This is a genomic window from Microbacterium testaceum, assembly GCF_003075375.1.
GTDB classification, from domain to species: domain Bacteria; phylum Actinomycetota; class Actinomycetes; order Actinomycetales; family Microbacteriaceae; genus Microbacterium; species Microbacterium testaceum_E.
The window spans coordinates 1-16,360 of record NZ_QDFT01000020.1 but is presented as its reverse complement, the minus strand read 5'-3'; the positions used below and the strand labels follow the sequence as shown (position 1 = coordinate 16,360).

Here is a 16,360-nt window from a genome sequence, read left to right as displayed (position 1 = left end):
GAGCGCGGCCCCGGGGCCCGCTCCCCATCCGCTCCCGCGGAGGTCCGCCCCCGCGCGCCGTGATGCGAAGATAGGGGAGGTGCCTCCCTCATGACCCCTGCCGTGTTCGAGCCCGCAACCCCGCTCGCGCCGCCGGCTGGCCGTACGACGAACGACCTGATCCGTCAGCAGAACCTCGCGTCCGTCCTGTCGCTCCTCCACTCCCGGGGAGCGCTCTCACGCGCTCAGCTCGGCGCGACGACGGGGCTGAACCGCTCGACGGTCACCGGCCTGATCATGGAGCTCACCGAGCTCGGTCTCGTCCGCGAGGCCCCCGGCGGGGAGCGCACCGGCAAGGTCGGACGCCCCACCCTCGACCTCGAGCCCGAGGACCACGTCGCCGCGTTGAGCGTGCGCGCCGAGCCGCACGCGGTGACCGTCGCCCTGGTCGGCCTCGGCGGTGTCGTGCACGCGCGGCTCCGGCACGACACCGCCAGCGCCCCGTCGCCCCGTCGCTTCGTGCAGATCGTGGCGTCGTCGGTCGAGGCTATGCGCGCCGACATCGACCGGCACTACCGGGTGGTCGGTGCGGGTCTGGCGGTTCCGGGTCTGGTCAACGCCAACGGCTCGGTGCTCGTGTCGCCGACCCTCGGCTGGAGGCGCGACCCCGTGTCGGCCCGCCTGAGCGATGAGCTCGGGATGCCGGTGACCGCCGGCAACGACGCCAGCATCGGCGCCCTCGCCGAGTCCCGCTTCGGCGTCGGGGTGGGCGTGAGCAACCTGCTGTACCTCGGCGGCGCGATGCACAGCATCGGCGGCGGCCTGATCATCGACGGCACGCTCCTGCGGGGGACCTCGGGCTACGCCGGCGAGCTCGGCCACACGGTCGTCGACCCGCGCGGTCGCGCGTGCGTGTGCGGTCGACGCGGCTGCCTCGAGGCCGAGGTGAGCCTCGACATCCTCGAGCCACTGCTGGGGCGGCGCAAGCTCGACGAGGACGAGCTCGACGTCGAGCTGGGTGTGGCCCGCAACCCGCGCGTGATGACCGAGGTCACCCGCCAGGTCGAGATGCTCTCGCTCGCGCTGACGAACTTCGTCAACGCGTTCGCCCCCGAGACGGTCGTGCTCTCGGGCTACCTCGGGGCGCTGCTGTCGGTGAGCCGCGAGCGCCTGGCCGATGCCGTTCGGGTGCACCCGTTGGGCGCCGAGGGGCGCACGATCCGCCTCGAGCGAGCGCACCTTCGCTCGCGCCTCATGCTGGTCGGCCCGGCCGAGCTGGCGTTCGCCGATCTGCTGTCGAACCCGGCGGGCTTCCGCGGCTGAGCCCGGCACGCCACCATGCGGTTCGCGACGGTGTGGACCCGCTGCGGCTGGCCGACAGATGGCCGAGCGACCACCCCGGCAGGTCCCTCGGATTCTTCGAACACAGATGCAAAGCGTGCAATCGTCGATCCCAGTGTCCGCTCAACCCGAAGCCATCACGGCAGCAGTAGCTACGCTCACGGCGGCCGTGACGGCAAATCGGTCGAGAATCAGAGCGAGACCGCGCCTCAGGCAATTCGCGTCCCTCTGCCCAGGCGACGCTTGTGTAGACGTCGCCGTACGTCGGGCAGTCCAAGAGCGACCTTCGTTACGCCGCGCGACAGGACGAATACACTGCTGCACACCCGAACGCTGACTTCCGTTACAAAGAGCTCGGACGCGCTGAGCCAGGCGTTGCATTGGACCGTCTAGAGGAATACTTCATCAGGTCGATGGGTGGACCCACGAATAAGAGCAACCCGGCTGGCGAATTGGCAAACAAGAGGCATCAGATGAGCGACACAAGATACATGGACGCTGGCGGAGATCCCCGGTGAAGCCTAGGCCTAACGAGGGTGAAGTCTTCCTGGTGCCCCTTGGCGACGGGAGATCGGTTGCGGGACAAGTGCTCGCGAAATTCCGACGTGTCAACTATTTTCTCGCCACGTTCGATGTGGTTCTCGAGGGTGACGCTGTATTTCCTAGCCTGCAGCAACTGACGACGGCGCCAGTCTCCTTGCTGTGCCTTTCTCTCGACGCGAAACTGCGCAACGGCGACTGGCCGGTAATTGGTAGGAGTCCGGTCTCGGTAATCGACTCGCTGCCCGCTTTCAAAGTTGCAGTGAACGAACCGTGGAATTTTCAGATAGAAGACTACTCAGGGACGCGAACCAGACCGGCGTCCCCCGAGGATGAGCGGCTGTATCCGTTCCGAACCGTGGTCGCGCCAATCCGCCTGGAGCGAGCTGCGCAGGCGCTGGAAGGTCTCCGCGAATGGGACAGGGAGTGGGACGAGCTTTTGCCCGACCCGGAGACGAGCTGGATCAGAGCTTTCGGCGAATAGCCCACACGCGGATGAATGAAAAATTGAATACACCATTTGTCTCACGCTGCCATGTCAGCTCCGGCAACACCGGCGCAACCGCAGGAACCGTCGACTACACCTACAACGACGCCAACCAGCTCACCTCCACAACAGGACAGTCCACCACCTGGACCTACGACGGCGCCGGTCAGCAAACCCGCAAGGGGCTCGGTGGGCAGGCCATCGCCTACAACGACAAGTTGCAGGTGTCCACCATTGGCTCCACCGCTCAGACGTACATCGGCTCCGGCAATACCGACCGCCGCACCTCAGGGGGCACCACCTTTGACACAGGGGCCCTCGGCCTCATGAAAGCCGGCAGCACCATCTTCACCCGTACGCCCGACGGTACTGCCATTGGCAGCAAGACCGGCAGCACAGCCGCCTATTACGCCGCTGACCATCTCGGTTCCGTCATCGGGCTCTTCGACGCGTCCGGCAGCTACCTCGGCGGCTACTCATATTCGCCGAACGGCGAGGCTCGGGCCACGAATACAAACGCAGTCGTGACCGCGAACACCCTGCGCTACATCGGCGGGGAACTCGATGCCTCCGGTCTCTACGAGCTCGGCGCCCGCTACTACGATCCCAGCCTCGGACGCTTCACCCAGATGGACCCGACGGGCCAAGACCCGTACTACATCTACGCCAACCACAACCCCATCAACGCAGCCGACCCGTCCGGGGAGGCAGTTCAGTTCTTGATTCCGGTCCTCGCGGTCATTGCTCGGGCGGTCATTCCACGCCTCGGAGCCCGCGCAGTGACAATGCGTGGAATTGGTGCATCCTCCCGTCTCTTTGGTAACTCGAGCATGGGCGCCCGCGCCGCGGAAGTCTTCAACCAGCGCGGCACAAAGTACGCGCTAGGTTGGAGCATCAGCAGGTCAACGGGAACAACTCAGGCGGCCTTCCGATACCGGTCGCCCGCGAATCCTCACGGCGACATTGTGAACTACCCCTATGGATAAGACGCCCGATGACTCAAGCAATCCGGCTGCTGCGGCGTGGGAATCCCTTCGGGTCGTGCTGGAGGCTCACACGGTGGAGTTCGACGTCGATGCTCTCGCAGCCCCCGCGATGGCAGTCGGCTTACACACCACACCAATCTGCGCGTTCATCATCGGTAAGGACGGGGACATCGAGATACAAGTCGCCCGCGCAGTCGTCGAGTGGTTTCCACCGTCAGACCGGGAAACAGTTATCCAACGCACGGTCCCTGAGCTGCTCGACGCTGTCCGTACTCGAAGCATCAAAAACGAAGTAGTCCGCGACAGCGACGGGTTCATCGCGCCCGACGATCGATCAACGATGAACCGGATTAGCGACGGCGTCACCTCCACAGGTGGCGCCGTCGCTAGTAATCCTCCCCGCCACCTCAAACGACACAGCAAAGAGGCCCGCCCGGAACGATTACCGTTCGGCGCTGACGAAGGCGAATTGTGCCTGGGCACTCGCACCTCGCGCGAATGAGATGCAGCGCCAGGTCGACCCCAACGACGCGGAAGCGATCCGCATCGATCTACGTCGTGCCCCGCGGTCACTGCTTTCACCCGGGCGGTGACGACTTCGTCGCCGCCGATCATCCGCGCCGGCGCGGGGAGGCGGTGCGTGACAGGGAAGTGTCGTCCAGCTGTCGGGCTGCAGTCGTGGAGCCCGCGCCAGGCGCTTTCTACTGTGGGGCTATGAATAGAACGCGGATTGCTGAGTCGCGGTCGCTACGAGGTTGGACACAGGAACGCCTTGCAGAAGTCAGTGGGGTGACTGTCCGTACCGTGCAGCGACTCGAGGCTGGCAACGATGTGAGCCTGAATACGCTCGCCCGCCTCGGTGAAGCTCTTGGTGTCCCAGTGCGGGAACTCTTTGAGACCGTGCCCGAGAACGCATACGGGAAGGCGTTGTCGGCGCTGCTTACAGCCATCGCTACCGGCTTGTTTGCCGTCCTGCGGACTGTCTGGCCCTCTTACGTGATGAGCAAAGTCGTGGCCCCATCAGAGGGTGCGGCCAATACTGTCGAGCGATGAGTAGCCACTATGCGCGTCAGGACAATGACCGCTTTCGGTCCGAGCTGACGGGGCTGGAGGATGAGCGGAGACGCTTCGCCTGGCTGGCTTCGTCATAGGGCTCGTTATTCTGCTCGCAATTCTCACGACCTGGTAGCCAGGCCTCGCGCACAGCACAACCGGTAACCAGTCGGCGCCTCCAGCATTGGTGCGAAACCGATTGGTTTTGCACCACCCAGAGGGGACAAGCGGAGCAACGGTCAGTCACCGCCCATCCTCCGTAGGGTTGAGCAATGAACCGACGGTCAATCGTGGTCTCCGCCACCACCATGGTCCTGCTGGTATCTCTGAGCGCCTGCGGCTTCGTTCGGCCTGACGCTGTCGATCGGGCTGACGACATTGCCGTAGCGGGCGGCTCGTGCCGCATCGAGTGGTGGCTTGCGGGCTTGTCCGATGAAGCAACGGACGAGGCGTGGAGCGTCGCGCGCGCTGCCCTCGACGACTCCACCGTCAGTTCCGCGGAATTCGACTCATGGGTAAGCACGCTCACTGACCTGGACGACACCGAATGGTCATCGAACACCGAACTTGAAGGGGCAGCGCATCGAGAGGCCGTCCGAGCCGACGTGCGAACAGCTCTCGCGGAGGCCGGCTATCCAGACGAGAACCGTGTGATCGAGACTTACTCATCAATGCGATGTGCGCCCGCCCCCTGACCCAGGCCGCGTGGTGCGCAACCAGGGTCGGTTAGCACCGATCGCAGCTGATCTCGCGATTCCGCCAGCCGTGCGAAACCGATCGGTTTTGCGCCAATTTACGTCCTGAGGGGGAGGCTCATCGCTGAGTGCGCTCGTAGTGTCGGAGCATGGTTGCGAACGAGAAAAGTCCCGCATCAACGACGGTTTGGTACTTCGTGGGTGCGACGTTCGTTTTCGCGCTGCCGATGATGATGTTTCCCGGCATGCCGTGGTGGGCGCGCGTGGCTACGATCGCGTTTGGGGGTGCATTTATTGCCGCCGGCTTGTGGCAGCTACGGCGCGAGGCGAGAGGCAAGAGCGATCGACAGGAGTAGTGCAAAACCGATCGGTTTCGCACCACCCTTCGAGGTCATCGACGAAACCTCCAGATTAGCAAGTCGATTTGATGCAAAACCCCGGTGCAAAAGGTGTCCGAATTGGGATCGTCAGACGAGACGTCTGGACGCGCCGTGTGGATGCGGTCAGCTGGTGGTTGGCGCAAGTTTCGACGATCGGCCTTTCGCTCCGCGGGAGGTGGGTGTCCCAGGCGAGCGGGACGCATGTCGTATCCCGACCGTTCACGCGGGCGTCGCCGTCGGCGTCTAGCGTGCCCGGGTGCGCTCGACCCGACGGGCGCGGCGGGAGGGACCGTGGACCTCGACGACACGGCGCGCCGGCCGTTCTGGCCGGGGGTGATCGCGCTCGCGGGCGTGCTCGTGGCGGCGGGCGGCCTGCTCGTGGTCGCGCAGACGGCGGCGCACGAGAGCGAGCGCAGCGCGGCCGAGCGGTCCGGATCCGCGCGCGCTGAAGGGTGGGAGGTGCCGTCCGTCGCCGCGGTAACCGGCGACGTCGTCGCGGCGTCCGATCAAACCCCGGTGACGGATGCCGTTCCCGCCCCGGCGTCGGGCGCCGTCGCTCCGGCGGACGTCGTCGCCGCCGACCCGACATGGACCTCGACGGTGGCCGGGCGCACCGGCATCCCGGACCGTGCCCTGCGCGCGTACGCCACGGCCGCACTCACCGTGCAGCGCGAGCAACCCGACTGCGGGATCGGCTGGAACACGCTCGCCGGACTCGGCGCGATCGAGTCCGCCCACGGCACGCACTCCGGCGGGTCCCTGGGCGCCGACGGGTACCCCGACCCGCCGATCCGGGGCATCGCCCTGGACGGTTCGGCGAGCGCGGCCATCGCCGACACCGACGGGGGAGTCTTCGACGGGGATGCCGTGTGGGACCGTGCGGTCGGTCCGCTGCAGTTCATCCCGGCGACGTGGCAGCGGTGGGGTGCCGACGCGAACGGCGACGGCGCGGCCGACCCGAACCAGATCGACGACGCCGCCCTCGCCGCCGCGCGCTACCTGTGCGCGGCGGGCGAGATGACGAGCCCCGCGGGCTGGCGTCGCGCGGTGTTCTCGTACAACCACCTCGACAGCTACGTCGACGACGTCGCGGCGACCGCGAACGTCTACGCGGCGCGCGCTGCGGGCTGAGGGCGTCACGCCCGCGCGGCTCAGCCGCCGATGACGACGTTGAGCGGTTCCTCGCCGGCGGCGAGACGCTCGATCTGCCGCCGCACCAGCTTCGCGATGCGCGGGCGCATGGCATCCGTCGCCCCTCCGACGTGCGGGGCGATGAGCACGCCGTCGAGCGCCCACAGCGGGTGGTCGGCGGGCAGCGGCTCGGGGTCGGTCACGTCCAGCGCCGCGCGGATGCGGCCGCGACGAACGTGGTCGACCAGGGCGTCGGTGTCGACCAGCGGGCCGCGCCCCACGTTCACCACGAGGGCGCCGTCGGGAAGGGTCGACAGCGCGTGGTCGTCGATGACGTGCCGCGTCGCGTCGCCGCCCGGGAGCGAGGCGATGAGCACGTCGGTCTCGGCCAGCACCTCGTCGAGCTTTCCGAGGGGGAAGACCTCGACGTCGTCCTGCAGGCGGCCGTGCGAGGCGACCGCGCGCAGCGACACCTCGAAGGGCTTCAGGCGCGCCGCGATCGCCCGACCCACGCCGCCGAACCCCAGCAGGGTCACGCGCTGATCGGCCAGTCCCGTGGCCGTGCCGCCGAGCCACTCGCCGCGGTCCTGTGCGCGTACGAAGTCGGGCAGGCGACGCTGGGCGGCCAGCGCCAGGGCGACGGCCAACTCGGCGGTGGCGGTCTCGTGCACGCTCGACGCGTTGGCGAAAGCCAGGCCGTCGGGAAGGCGTCCCTCGACGTTGTCGTAGCCGATCGACTGGCTCTGCACGAGCCCGACCTCGATCTCGGACAGGCGCCCGATCACGCCGTCCATGGACATGTACGGCGGTACCACCATGTCGAAGCGGTCGCGGGGAGCGGCATCCGTCATGTCCCACACCACCACCTCGACGCCGTCGGGGAGGGTCCCGAGGTCATCGCGCAGTCGGGTCGAGGGGACGGAGACGGTGATCGAGGGGGACGTCATGACGCCGACGCTACTCCGGCCTCGGCCGCGGGCAGCGGTGCTTGCGCACGGCGGCCGATGTGCACGCCCACCGGCACGTCGTACGCCAGGTACTCCGCGAGCAGGCGGTCGGAATCGGCGACGAAGAGGCGTCGCGAGAGGGCGGCGGCGAGCTTGGTCGCCCCACCGACCAGGCCGGGGATCTGGTGGCTCAGCATGCCCTGGCTGATCCGCGCGCCGTGGTTGAACAGGTGGATGCGCGACAGCGCCGAGCGCCCGGGGTTCTCGCGGCTGACCAGGCCGAAGTCCTCGTCGAGGTACGGGAAGGCGGCGAGTCCCGGGTTCTGCGCGGCCTCGGCCGGCGTCAGGCGGTCGCTCCACAGGGTGGCCTCGGCCGCGACACCGGCCAGCTCGGGACGCCGCGCCAGATCCGCGACGATCCCCGTCGCGGCCAGCACCACGTCGTAGCGATGGATGCCGTGCGGCGTCGTGACGGCGATGTCGCGACCCGTCCACTCCGCGCGCTCCCACGGCGAAGAGGTCAGAAATCGGAAGCCGTCGAAGGCGTGTGCGCGCCACAGCGCGTTCTGCGTGGCGGGCTGATCGACCGCCGACAGGTGCACGTTGAACGCCCACTTCTGCGCGTCGGTGAAGGATCCGTAGTTCTCGATGAGTCCCGCGAACTCCATCCACCGATACGGGCTCACCTGCGGCATGGCGGGGCGGCGCATGTGCACGTCGACCGATGCCGCCCCGTGCTCGAGGGCGGTCGCGGCGTTGTCGAAGGCGCCGGTGCCCGCGCCCAGGATGCCGACGCGCAGCCCCGCGAGGGCGGCGAAGTCGATGTCGTCGTGGGTGTGGTGCACGCGTTCGACGGGGAGGCCCGACAACAGCGCCGGCACGTGGCGTCCGCCCGCGCCCTCGATGCCGGTGGCGAGCACGACGTGCCGGGCGGGCAGCATCCATTCGCCGTCCGGTCCCTCGAGGTGCAGCGTGATCGGCTCGTCGGCGCCCGCGGTCTCGAGGGCGCGCACGCGCGTCGACGACGCCACGACGATGCCCGACACGGAGCGGTACCACTGCAGGAAACCCTGCCAGGCGACGGTGGGGAAGAATCGGATGCCGTCCCACGCCGCCGCTCCGTACACGGCCTCGAACCAGGCGCGCGGGCTGATCGCCGGGGTGCCCCAGGTGGGCCAGGCGATGTCCTTGGGGGTGCGCAGCGTGTGCATGCGCGCGTACGTCGTCCACGGTCCGGCCGCGTGCGCGGGGGACGAGTCGACCACCACGACGTCGTCGATGCCGCGCCGGCGAAGACCCCGGGCAAGCACCAGTCCGGCCTGTCCGGCGCCCACGATCACGACGGGCCGCACGCCGTCGCGGGCGGTCGCCCACGGGCGCTCCTCGCCGGCGCTCAGCGCACCCTGGTGGGCGGCCTCGCGCTCGAGCGCGGCCAGGCGCGAGGCGGCGTCGGGGAGCGCCTCGAGCACGCTCATCCGCCCACGATGACGACGCGCACGCCGTGGGCGTCGTCGAGTCGGTGGTTGTGGTGGTCGGTGACGTTGGTGTCGTCGAGTTCGAGGTTGACGAAGTCCATGCTCGGCTCGGCGAAGAAGGGTCCCGCGTGCCACGTGCCCTTGCGCATCGTGATGGCGGTGCGCGGCGGGATGACGAAAGCGCGCAGGTCGTCGGGCGAGGGGGCGTCGACCCCGGGAGGTGCCACGGCGATCGACCACGACACGTCGCCGACGGCCATGAGCGTCTGGGTCGTCTCGAGGTGCCGGGTGACACGCGTGAACTCCGGCGCCTTGTCGGCGAGGTGCATCAGATAGAACCGGGGGATGCCGTTCGACACGTCGAGCACGGCTTCCTCCGCCGTGAAGGGGGTGCCGTCCTCCATCGGGGTGAGGACGACGCCGAAGGGCGCGAAGCCCTCGGGTGTGACCGTCTGCGCGGACAGGCGGTGGAGGTCGAGGGTGTCGGTCATGGGGGCTCGCTCTCGTCGGGTGCTGAGCGCGAGCCTACGCTTGTCCGACAAGTTGGAGAGCTACTTGTCTGACATGTTCACGCGTAGGTTACGCGACCGAAACGACCGGGTCCGTCGACCGGCCCCTGTTCTCGCGCCGCCGCCCCGGCCACCGCTCACGCGCGGTGGACGCGGCGGATGAGCGCGTTGCGCAAGCCCACCGGAGCGGCCAGCTGCACCTCGCGCGACCAGTAGCCCACGCGGTCGTCGGCGCCGTAGCCGCAATAGGTCATCTCGATGACGGGGATCGCCGCCGGCGCCCCCAGCGCCGCCGCCCGCTCCTCGTCGAGCGCGACGGCATCCACCCACAGGGTCTCCCACGCCACCTGCACGCCGTTGGCGGCTTCGGCCAGATCGAACACGGGGGAGCGGGGGTCCAGCTCGGCGGCGGACGACACCGGGACGAGGTCCTCGGCGAGGGCGTACGGCGCTCCGTCGACGCTCCACACCTTGACCGTGCGCAGCACCGTCGTGCCGTCGGCGAGATCGTCGAATCGGGTTGCGGACGGGGCCAGGACGACCCGCTCCGACGACACCAGCGCAAGATGCGGCGTGTAACCCGCACCCGTGATCGACAGCGAGTGGTCGAACTGCTCGTCGATGCGCCGGCCCACGGCGGGAAGGCGGCGGTTCGGGGTGGTGCGGGCCCCCTGCGTGCGGTGCACGTACCCGCGCTCCTCGAGGCGGATCAGCGCCTCGCGCACCGACGCCCGGCTCGCCCCGGTCAGCTCGGCCAGTCGCGGCTCCGAGGGCAGCGTCCGGTCGCTCTCGCTCCACAGCGCGAGGAGGCGATCGATGACGGGGTCCTGCTCGGGAACGCGCACCTGCCCATCATGGTCGATCCCGCCCGCCGGTGCTCAGCCCGGTGTCCTGCGCAGGACGGCGACCGCCGCCTGGCGGGTCGAGACCCCGAGCTTGGCGTAGATGGAGCGCACCTGCGATTTGACGGTGCTGAGCGACACCGACCGCGCGCGGGCGATCTGCGAGAGGGGGAAATCCGCGGCGAGCATCCGCGTCAGCGCGACCTCGGCCGGGGTGAGCGCCCCGATGCCCCCTCTGCCGCAGGATGCCGCGGCCGCCGGGGGGAGCACCGCGATGAGCGCGTCGATCTGCGCCCGCAGGTCGCGACGACGGTCGGCGACCGTCTGCAGCAGCCGCACGGTCTCGTGTCGCGGGACGGCCAGGAACGGGATCACCGAACCGCCGGTGCGTTCGATGAGCATGAGCGTCGCCTCCATGCTCGCCGCGGCGCGCTGGGGGGCGTCGAGCCGGGCGAACGCCACCGCGCGGCGCACGAGGATCGCCGGGAGCGGCGCGAGGCAGTGCCCGTCGCCGAGGGCCACGCACGCGTTCGTCTCGTCGATGAGGTCGCGATCGCGCCCCAGGTCGAGCAGGACGGACGCGCGATAGGCCGTGAAGCATACGGCGTGCCCCGGCTGCGTGGTGCACCCCTCGATGACCGCGAGCGCCTCGTCGAGATCTCCTTGCAGGGCCAGGATGCCGCTGTGCAGTCCCCGCACGCGCTCGCGCACCGTGCGGTGGCTCCGGTTCGATCCGAGCAGCAGCGCCCGGCACTGCGCGAGGCCGGCCGTGTAGTCGCGCGAGACGAAGCAGGCCGTGGCACGCAGCATCCCCGCGGTGTACGCCCACGACGGCTCGTCGGGTCGCGCGCTCTCGAGCTCGTCCGCGAGGTCGCGCACGCGTGCGGCGTCGGCGTGGCCGGCGGCGATCATCGCCTCGCCGAACAGCATCCAGTGGTCGGTCTCGGCGGCATCCCATCCCTCGTCGCGGAACACCTCGCGGGCCTCGTCGATCGCGACCGTGGCCGCCGCGTACTCGCCGTTCATCGACAGGTTCTGGGCGAGGACGGCGAAGGCGCGGAAGCGCCCGGCGGGCGAGTCGGCGAACAGCAACGACGAGGTGGCGAAGCCCACGCCGATCTGGGGCCACCCGGCGGCGCCGCAGTACTCGGCGGCGCTGGCGAGCAGGATGCTCCGTGCGCCGTCGCCCATCACGGCGGGGCGGATCAGCTGGCGACCCACGAAATAGCGGTGGATCAGGTCGAGTCCGTCGACGAGGGAATCGGTGCGGGCGCGCGCCGACAGCACCGCGGCCAGGGCCAGTGCCTGCCGATCGCCCCAGACGGGCGGGGGTGGGCCGGGGTCGCTCTCGGACAGGACGACGAGATCCCGCGCGTTCGGCAGCCCGCTTCCGGGGGCGAGTCGGGCGGCGACGCGCAGGGCCGCGTCCGTGACCGTGGGGGCTCCGCCCGCGGGCGCGTCGCTCACGACGCCGAGCTGGAACGGATCGGCGTGACGGGCGCGATGTCCGGCCGAGCCGGCGCGAGCCCGGTCAGCAGGGGCAGGGCGTCGCTGCGACGCGACACCCCGAGCTTGGTGTAGATCGAGCGCACCTGGGTCTTGACGGTGTTGACCGACACATGGCGACGTCGCGCGATCTCGGCCAGGTCCAGTTCCGTGACGAGCAGCCCCGCGAGCTCGCGTTCGGTGGGGGTCAGAGCGGCGGCCGCGGTGGCCGCCGTCGCCTTCGAAGCCAGCATCGGCAGGAAGTGCCGCATCTCTTCGATCGTGTCGGCGAAATCCGTGCGGGTGCGGGCGACCAGATCGAGCAACCGTTCGGCCTCGACGCGGGGGATCATGAGCAGCGGCATGACCGACCCGCCCGTGCGAGCGACCAGCAGCAGCGCGGACTCCATGCTGGTGGCGGCGCGTTGCTCCTCGCCGATCCGCAGGAACGCCACCGCGCGGCGGGTGAGGACGGGGGTGAGAGAGCCGAGGCAGTGCTCTTCGGGCAGGGTCACGCAGGCGTCGGTCGAGGCGATCAATTCGCGGTCTCGCCCCTCTTGCAGCAGCAGCGCGGCCCGGTACATGGCGAAGCACACCGTGTGACCCGGCTGCGTGACGGCCGCGTCGAGCACCCGATGCGCCTCGGCGGTCTCGTCGAGCAGGGCGAGCACTCCGCTGTAGGCGCCGGTCAGCAGATCGCGGACGAGTCGGCGGCTGCGCCCGCGGGCGGATCCGTGGAGCAGGTGCTGGCTCAGCGCGCGTCCGCGCGTGAGGTCCCGCGCGATGAACGCCGCCGTGACCCGGATCATGCCGGCGGTGAACGAGGCCGAGGGGTCGCCGGGCTGCGCCGCGTCGAGCTCGTCGGCGGTCTGGTCGAGCGCGACGCTGTCGGCCCCGGTCACCACGAGCATCGCCTGCCCCAGCAGCAGGTCGTGCGACAGCTCGGCGGGGTCCCCGCCCCGTTCATCGACGATGCGGCGCGCTTCGGCGTGCGCGGCGCGTGCGGCGGTGAACTCCGCGTTCAAGGCCAGGGCCAGGGTCAGGGGGCCCAGGGCGCGCAGTCGCTCCGCCGGCGACTCCGCGAACAGCAGGGCCTCGGACGCGTACTGGGCGCCGATGCGGGGCCAGCCGACGGCGGTCGCGTACTCGGCCGCCGAGGCGAAGAGTCCCGCGCGGGCGCCGGCCGAAAGAGCCGATGGATGCCGCAACCGCCCCTCGACGAAGTAGCGGGTGAGGGGAGCCATGCCGTCGTCGAGAGCATCCTGCCGCGCCCGGGCGGCGAGCACGGTCGACACCCGCGCGGCGTCGGCATCCGTCCACACGGCGGGTGCGGGACCGGGGTCGGCCTCGGACAGCAGGGAGAGGTGGCGGGCGAGGGGCTGGCCGTGCCCGGGCGTCAGCCGCACCGCGACCTGGGCGACGACGGCCCGTAACGCGGACGAACCGTTGCCCACCGATCCGTCCACGTCAGTCCACCCGTTCTACGCCCGTCGCTCCATCCCGCGTGAGGTGCTTCGGATGCGTCCTCGCGGATTGACCAGAGGATACGGCACCCGGTGAGCCGACAAGTGAGGTCAGGCGGCGGCGCCGACGACCGCGGCGACGGCGGAGGTGAAGAACGAGAGTCCGTCGACACCCGAGCGCATTGCGGCCGGAGTGCCCGGACCGAAGCCCGGCTCGACGGCGTGCTCGGGGTGGGGCATGAGTCCCACGACGTTGCCGCGCTCGTTCGTCAGACCTGCGATATCACCCAACGAGCCGTTCGGGTTCACCCCGATGTACCGGAAGGTCACCAGGCCTTCCCCCTCGACGCGAGCCAGGGTTTCGGCATCCGCGATGTATCCGCCGTCGGCGTTCTTGAGGGGGATGACGATCTCGTCGCCCTCGGTGAAGTCGCTGGTCCACGCGGTCGAGGCGTTCTCGACGCGCAGGCGCTGGTCGCGGCGGATGAACTGCTGGTGGGCGTTGCGGATCAGGCCGCCCGGCAGCAGGTGCGCCTCGACGAGCATCTGGAAGCCGTTGCAGATGCCCAGGACGGGCATGCCCTTGGCGGCGGCGTCCTTGACCTCGGACATGATCGGCGCGAAGGCCGCGATCGCGCCGGCGCGCAGATAGTCGCCGTAGCTGAACCCGCCCGGGAGCACGAGCGCGTCGACGCCGCGGAGGTCGTGGTCGCCGTGCCACAGGGCCACGGCTTCGCCGCCGGCGAGGCGGATGGCGCGCTGCGCATCGCGGTCGTCGAGCGAGCCGGGGAAGGTGATGACCCCGATGCGTGCGGTCACGCCACGACCTCGACGTTGACGACGTCCTCGATCACGGAGTTCGACAGCATCTCGTCGGCCAGTTCACGAGCCCGCGCGAGGGTGGCCTCGTCGACCTCGCCCTCGACGGTGAGCTCGAAGCGCTTACCGATCCGCACGTCCGAGAAGCGGTGCTCTCCGAGTCGCGACAGGGCACCGGCCACGGCCTTTCCCTGGGGGTCGAGAAGCTCGGCCTTGGGCATGACGTCGACGACGATGGTGGGCACTTCAGCTCCAGATGTCGGGTGGCGTAGTGCGCCCAGTCTACGCGAGCAGGCCTGTGTCCACCGTCCCGCGGCGCGGTCCGCGGGCGCTCCCGTTTCGCTCCCGCCGGGCGGGCTGCCTCCTGCCCGCCCGCGTCCGCCGGGCCGCGTCCGCCCGTCCGCCGCGCCCCGCCCGCCCGGCCGCCCGGCCCCGCCCCGCCCGCCGGCCGCGCCGCGCCCGCCCGCCGCGCCGCGCCCGCCCGCGAGGGTGGGACGGGTGGCGCAGTCGTGGGAGCGCTCCCTTGACGCAATGGGAGCGATCCCATATGGTCGGTTCCGTTCGACTGAGAGCGCTCCCACGCAACGGATGCCGGGACACAGCGCCGCGCCGAACCGCACCCACCACAAAGGAGTGATCTGTGAAAACCCGTGCTCTGCGCCGGACCGCGCTCGTCGCCGCCGTCGCGTCCACCTCCGCCCTCGTGCTCGCCGGATGCTCCGGCGCCGGGGGCTCCGCCTCGGGCGACGGCGAGGTCACCCTCACCATCGCCACCTTCAACGACTTCGGCTACACCGACGCGCTCCTGCAGGAGTACATGGACGCGCACCCCAACGTGAAGATCGTCCACAACAAGGCCGCGACCAGCAACGAGGCCCGCGAGAACTACTTCCAGAAGCTCGGCAAGACGGGCCTCGCCGACATCGAGGCCATCGAGGTCGACTGGCTGCCCGAGGTCATGGAGTACGCCGACCTGCTGGCCCCTGTGCCCGACGACCTCAAGAGCCGCTGGCTCGACTACAAGGTCGAGGCCGCGACCAGCCCCGAGGGGCAGCTCGTCGGCTACGGCACCGACATCGGCCCCGAGGGCGTCTGCTACCGCTCCGACCTGTTCGCCGCGGCCGGCCTGCCCACCGACCGGGCCGAGGTCGCGAAACTGCTCGAGGGCGACTGGTCGACGTACTTCTCGGTCGGCGACACCTACGTCGCAGCGACCGGCAAGGCGTTCTTCGACTCCGCCGGCGGCACCTACCAGGGCGCGATCAACCAGGTCGAGGCGGCCTACGAGAACCCCGACGACGGGTCCATCACCGCGACCGGCAACGCCGAGGTCAAGGACATCTACGACGAGGTGCTCGAAGCCAGCGCCACGCAGTCCGCTCACCTGGGTCAGTGGTCCGACGACTGGTTCGCCGGGCTGTCGAACGGCGCGTTCGCCACCATGCTCTGCCCCGGCTGGATGCTCGGCGTGATCGAGGGCAACGCGCCCGAGGTCACCGGCTGGGACATCGCCAACGTCTTCCCCGGCGGGGCGGGCAACTGGGGCGGTTCGTACCTGACCGTCCCCGCCAACGGCGAGAACGTCGAGGCCGCGCAGGAGCTGGCCGACTGGCTGACCGACCCCGAGACGCAGGTCAAGGCGTTCGAGAACGCCGGGACGTTCCCGAGCCAGACCGACGCCCTCAGCGCCGCGGCCCTGACCGGCAGCACGAACGCGTACTTCAACGACGCCCCCGTCGGCGAGATGCTGTCCGAGCGTGCACAGGCCGTGAAGGTCTCGCCCTACAAGGGCCAGTTCTACTTCCAGATCAACGACGCCATGCAGAAGGCCCTGACCCGTGTCGAGGACGGCACGCAGAGCGCGGCCGACTCGTGGAAGCAGTGGGCCACCGAGGTCGACGCCCTGTCCTGACCCAGCGGACGGATGCCAGGGGTCGCGGCCTCGCGCCCCTGGCATCCATCGCCCGTCCCCTTCGTGCGTGAGGGGTCCGGAGATGTCGCCGCTGACAGATCCAGAGTCCTCACGCGTCAGAAACGGAGCACAGACCGTGACCAGCACGATCGAGCGACCCGCACCGGTCGCAACGCCCCCCACCCGCGAACCCCGACGGCTCGGCTTCGGCCGGAGCCGGCGCAGCGCGTGGGACCTGAAGCTCTCGCCCTACCTCTACATCTCGCCGTTCTTCATCCTGTTCGCGATCACGGGGCTCTTCCCCATCGCGTACACC

At 69.8% G+C, this 16,360-nt stretch carries 17 protein-coding genes and 1 pseudogene; 10 read left to right on the top strand and 8 right to left on the bottom strand.

The features are described from left to right. Positions 1-90 precede the first annotated feature (90 nt). The 8 genes from DC432_RS09420 (at position 91) to DC432_RS09400 (ending at position 6,592) form a co-directional block, all read left to right on the top strand. Complete coding sequence (locus tag DC432_RS09420; RefSeq protein ID WP_116537674.1) at positions 91-1,302, top strand: ROK family protein; 1,212 nt, start codon at positions 91-93, stop codon at positions 1,300-1,302. Between the two features lie 532 nt (positions 1,303-1,834). Then, positions 1,835-2,344, top strand: a complete 510-nt coding sequence (locus tag DC432_RS09415; protein WP_279304113.1) for an Imm26 family immunity protein — start codon at positions 1,835-1,837, stop codon at positions 2,342-2,344. A gap of 11 nt (positions 2,345-2,355) precedes the next feature. After that, the gene (locus DC432_RS09410; RefSeq protein ID WP_165801232.1) at positions 2,356-3,333 is read left to right on the top strand and encodes an RHS repeat-associated core domain-containing protein; all 978 of its coding nucleotides are present in this window, start codon (positions 2,356-2,358) and stop codon (positions 3,331-3,333) included. Then, positions 3,326-3,835 (top strand): hypothetical protein, encoded by a 510-nt coding sequence (locus tag DC432_RS16195; protein WP_133177912.1) that lies wholly within the window; start codon positions 3,326-3,328, stop codon positions 3,833-3,835. The genes DC432_RS09410 and DC432_RS16195 overlap by 8 nt, the downstream gene beginning before the upstream one ends. Then, positions 3,832-4,386, top strand: coding sequence for a helix-turn-helix domain-containing protein (locus DC432_RS16905; RefSeq protein WP_347707126.1), 555 nt, complete (start codon positions 3,832-3,834; stop codon positions 4,384-4,386). Before DC432_RS16195 ends, DC432_RS16905 begins: the two co-directional genes overlap by 4 nt. A 290-nt stretch (positions 4,387-4,676) precedes the next feature. Beyond that, positions 4,677-5,081: a hypothetical protein gene (locus tag DC432_RS16190; protein WP_207770790.1), complete on the top strand. Its 405-nt coding sequence runs from the start codon at positions 4,677-4,679 to the stop codon at positions 5,079-5,081. Between the two features lie 149 nt (positions 5,082-5,230). Then, complete coding sequence (locus DC432_RS16185) at positions 5,231-5,437, top strand: hypothetical protein (protein ID WP_133177910.1); 207 nt, start codon at positions 5,231-5,233, stop codon at positions 5,435-5,437. A 315-nt stretch (positions 5,438-5,752) separates the two neighbouring features. Then, positions 5,753-6,592, top strand: a complete 840-nt coding sequence (locus DC432_RS09400) for a lytic transglycosylase domain-containing protein (protein WP_243393088.1) — start codon at positions 5,753-5,755, stop codon at positions 6,590-6,592. Between the two features lie 20 nt (positions 6,593-6,612). Here DC432_RS09400 and DC432_RS09395 read toward each other — a convergent pair whose 3' ends face one another. The 8 genes from DC432_RS09395 to purS all read right to left on the bottom strand — a co-directional run bounded on the left by DC432_RS09395 (position 6,613) and on the right by purS (position 14,377). Continuing rightward, complete coding sequence (locus DC432_RS09395; RefSeq protein WP_116537669.1) at positions 6,613-7,539, bottom strand: 2-hydroxyacid dehydrogenase; 927 nt, start codon at positions 7,537-7,539, stop codon at positions 6,613-6,615. Then, positions 7,536-9,014, bottom strand: a complete 1,479-nt coding sequence (locus DC432_RS09390) for an FAD-dependent oxidoreductase (RefSeq protein ID WP_116537668.1) — start codon at positions 9,012-9,014, stop codon at positions 7,536-7,538. Before DC432_RS09390 ends, DC432_RS09395 begins: the two co-directional genes overlap by 4 nt. Beyond that, on the bottom strand, positions 9,011-9,505 hold the full coding sequence (locus tag DC432_RS09385) for an ureidoglycolate lyase (protein ID WP_108320550.1): 495 nt from the start codon (positions 9,503-9,505) through the stop codon (positions 9,011-9,013). Before DC432_RS09385 ends, DC432_RS09390 begins: the two co-directional genes overlap by 4 nt. A gap of 155 nt (positions 9,506-9,660) precedes the next feature. Beyond that, on the bottom strand, positions 9,661-10,368 hold the full coding sequence (locus DC432_RS09380) for a GntR family transcriptional regulator (protein ID WP_108320549.1): 708 nt from the start codon (positions 10,366-10,368) through the stop codon (positions 9,661-9,663). A gap of 33 nt (positions 10,369-10,401) precedes the next feature. Then, positions 10,402-11,832: a helix-turn-helix transcriptional regulator gene (locus tag DC432_RS16390; protein ID WP_165801231.1), complete on the bottom strand. Its 1,431-nt coding sequence runs from the start codon at positions 11,830-11,832 to the stop codon at positions 10,402-10,404. After that, positions 11,829-13,316 (bottom strand): helix-turn-helix transcriptional regulator, encoded by a 1,488-nt coding sequence (locus tag DC432_RS16790; protein WP_116537667.1) that lies wholly within the window; start codon positions 13,314-13,316, stop codon positions 11,829-11,831. The genes DC432_RS16390 and DC432_RS16790 overlap by 4 nt, the downstream gene beginning before the upstream one ends. Positions 13,317-13,424: 108 nt before the next feature. Next, positions 13,425-14,132, bottom strand: coding sequence for a phosphoribosylformylglycinamidine synthase subunit PurQ (gene purQ / locus DC432_RS09365; protein WP_116537666.1), 708 nt, complete (start codon positions 14,130-14,132; stop codon positions 13,425-13,427). Next, positions 14,129-14,377, bottom strand: coding sequence for a phosphoribosylformylglycinamidine synthase subunit PurS (gene purS / locus DC432_RS09360; RefSeq protein WP_108320545.1), 249 nt, complete (start codon positions 14,375-14,377; stop codon positions 14,129-14,131). The genes purQ and purS overlap by 4 nt, the downstream gene beginning before the upstream one ends. A gap of 395 nt (positions 14,378-14,772) precedes the next feature. On the opposite strand from purS, the gene DC432_RS09350 reads away from it, so the two are divergent. Then, positions 14,773-16,044, top strand: coding sequence for an ABC transporter substrate-binding protein (locus DC432_RS09350; RefSeq protein ID WP_116537664.1), 1,272 nt, complete (start codon positions 14,773-14,775; stop codon positions 16,042-16,044). A 136-nt stretch (positions 16,045-16,180) separates the two neighbouring features. Then, positions 16,181-16,360: pseudogene (locus DC432_RS09345) on the top strand (sugar ABC transporter permease); the annotation flags it as partial.

Bases quoted from the DNA above. Each gene is read 5' to 3' on its own strand.
- DC432_RS09395 (WP_116537669.1), bottom strand. From the start codon at position 7,539: ATGACGTCCCCCTCGATCACCGTCTCCGTCCCCTCGACCCGACTGCGC.
- DC432_RS09390 (WP_116537668.1), bottom strand. From the start codon at position 9,014: ATGAGCGTGCTCGAGGCGCTCCCCGACGCCGCCTCGCGCCTGGCCGCG.
- DC432_RS16905 (WP_347707126.1), top strand. From the start codon at position 3,832: ATGAGATGCAGCGCCAGGTCGACCCCAACGACGCGGAAGCGATCCGCA.
- DC432_RS16195 (WP_133177912.1), top strand. From the start codon at position 3,326: ATGGATAAGACGCCCGATGACTCAAGCAATCCGGCTGCTGCGGCGTGG.
- DC432_RS16185 (WP_133177910.1), top strand. From the start codon at position 5,231: ATGGTTGCGAACGAGAAAAGTCCCGCATCAACGACGGTTTGGTACTTC.
- DC432_RS09385 (WP_108320550.1), bottom strand. From the start codon at position 9,505: ATGACCGACACCCTCGACCTCCACCGCCTGTCCGCGCAGACGGTCACA.
- DC432_RS09410 (WP_165801232.1), top strand. From the start codon at position 2,356: ATGAATGAAAAATTGAATACACCATTTGTCTCACGCTGCCATGTCAGC.
- DC432_RS09420 (WP_116537674.1), top strand. From the start codon at position 91: ATGACCCCTGCCGTGTTCGAGCCCGCAACCCCGCTCGCGCCGCCGGCT.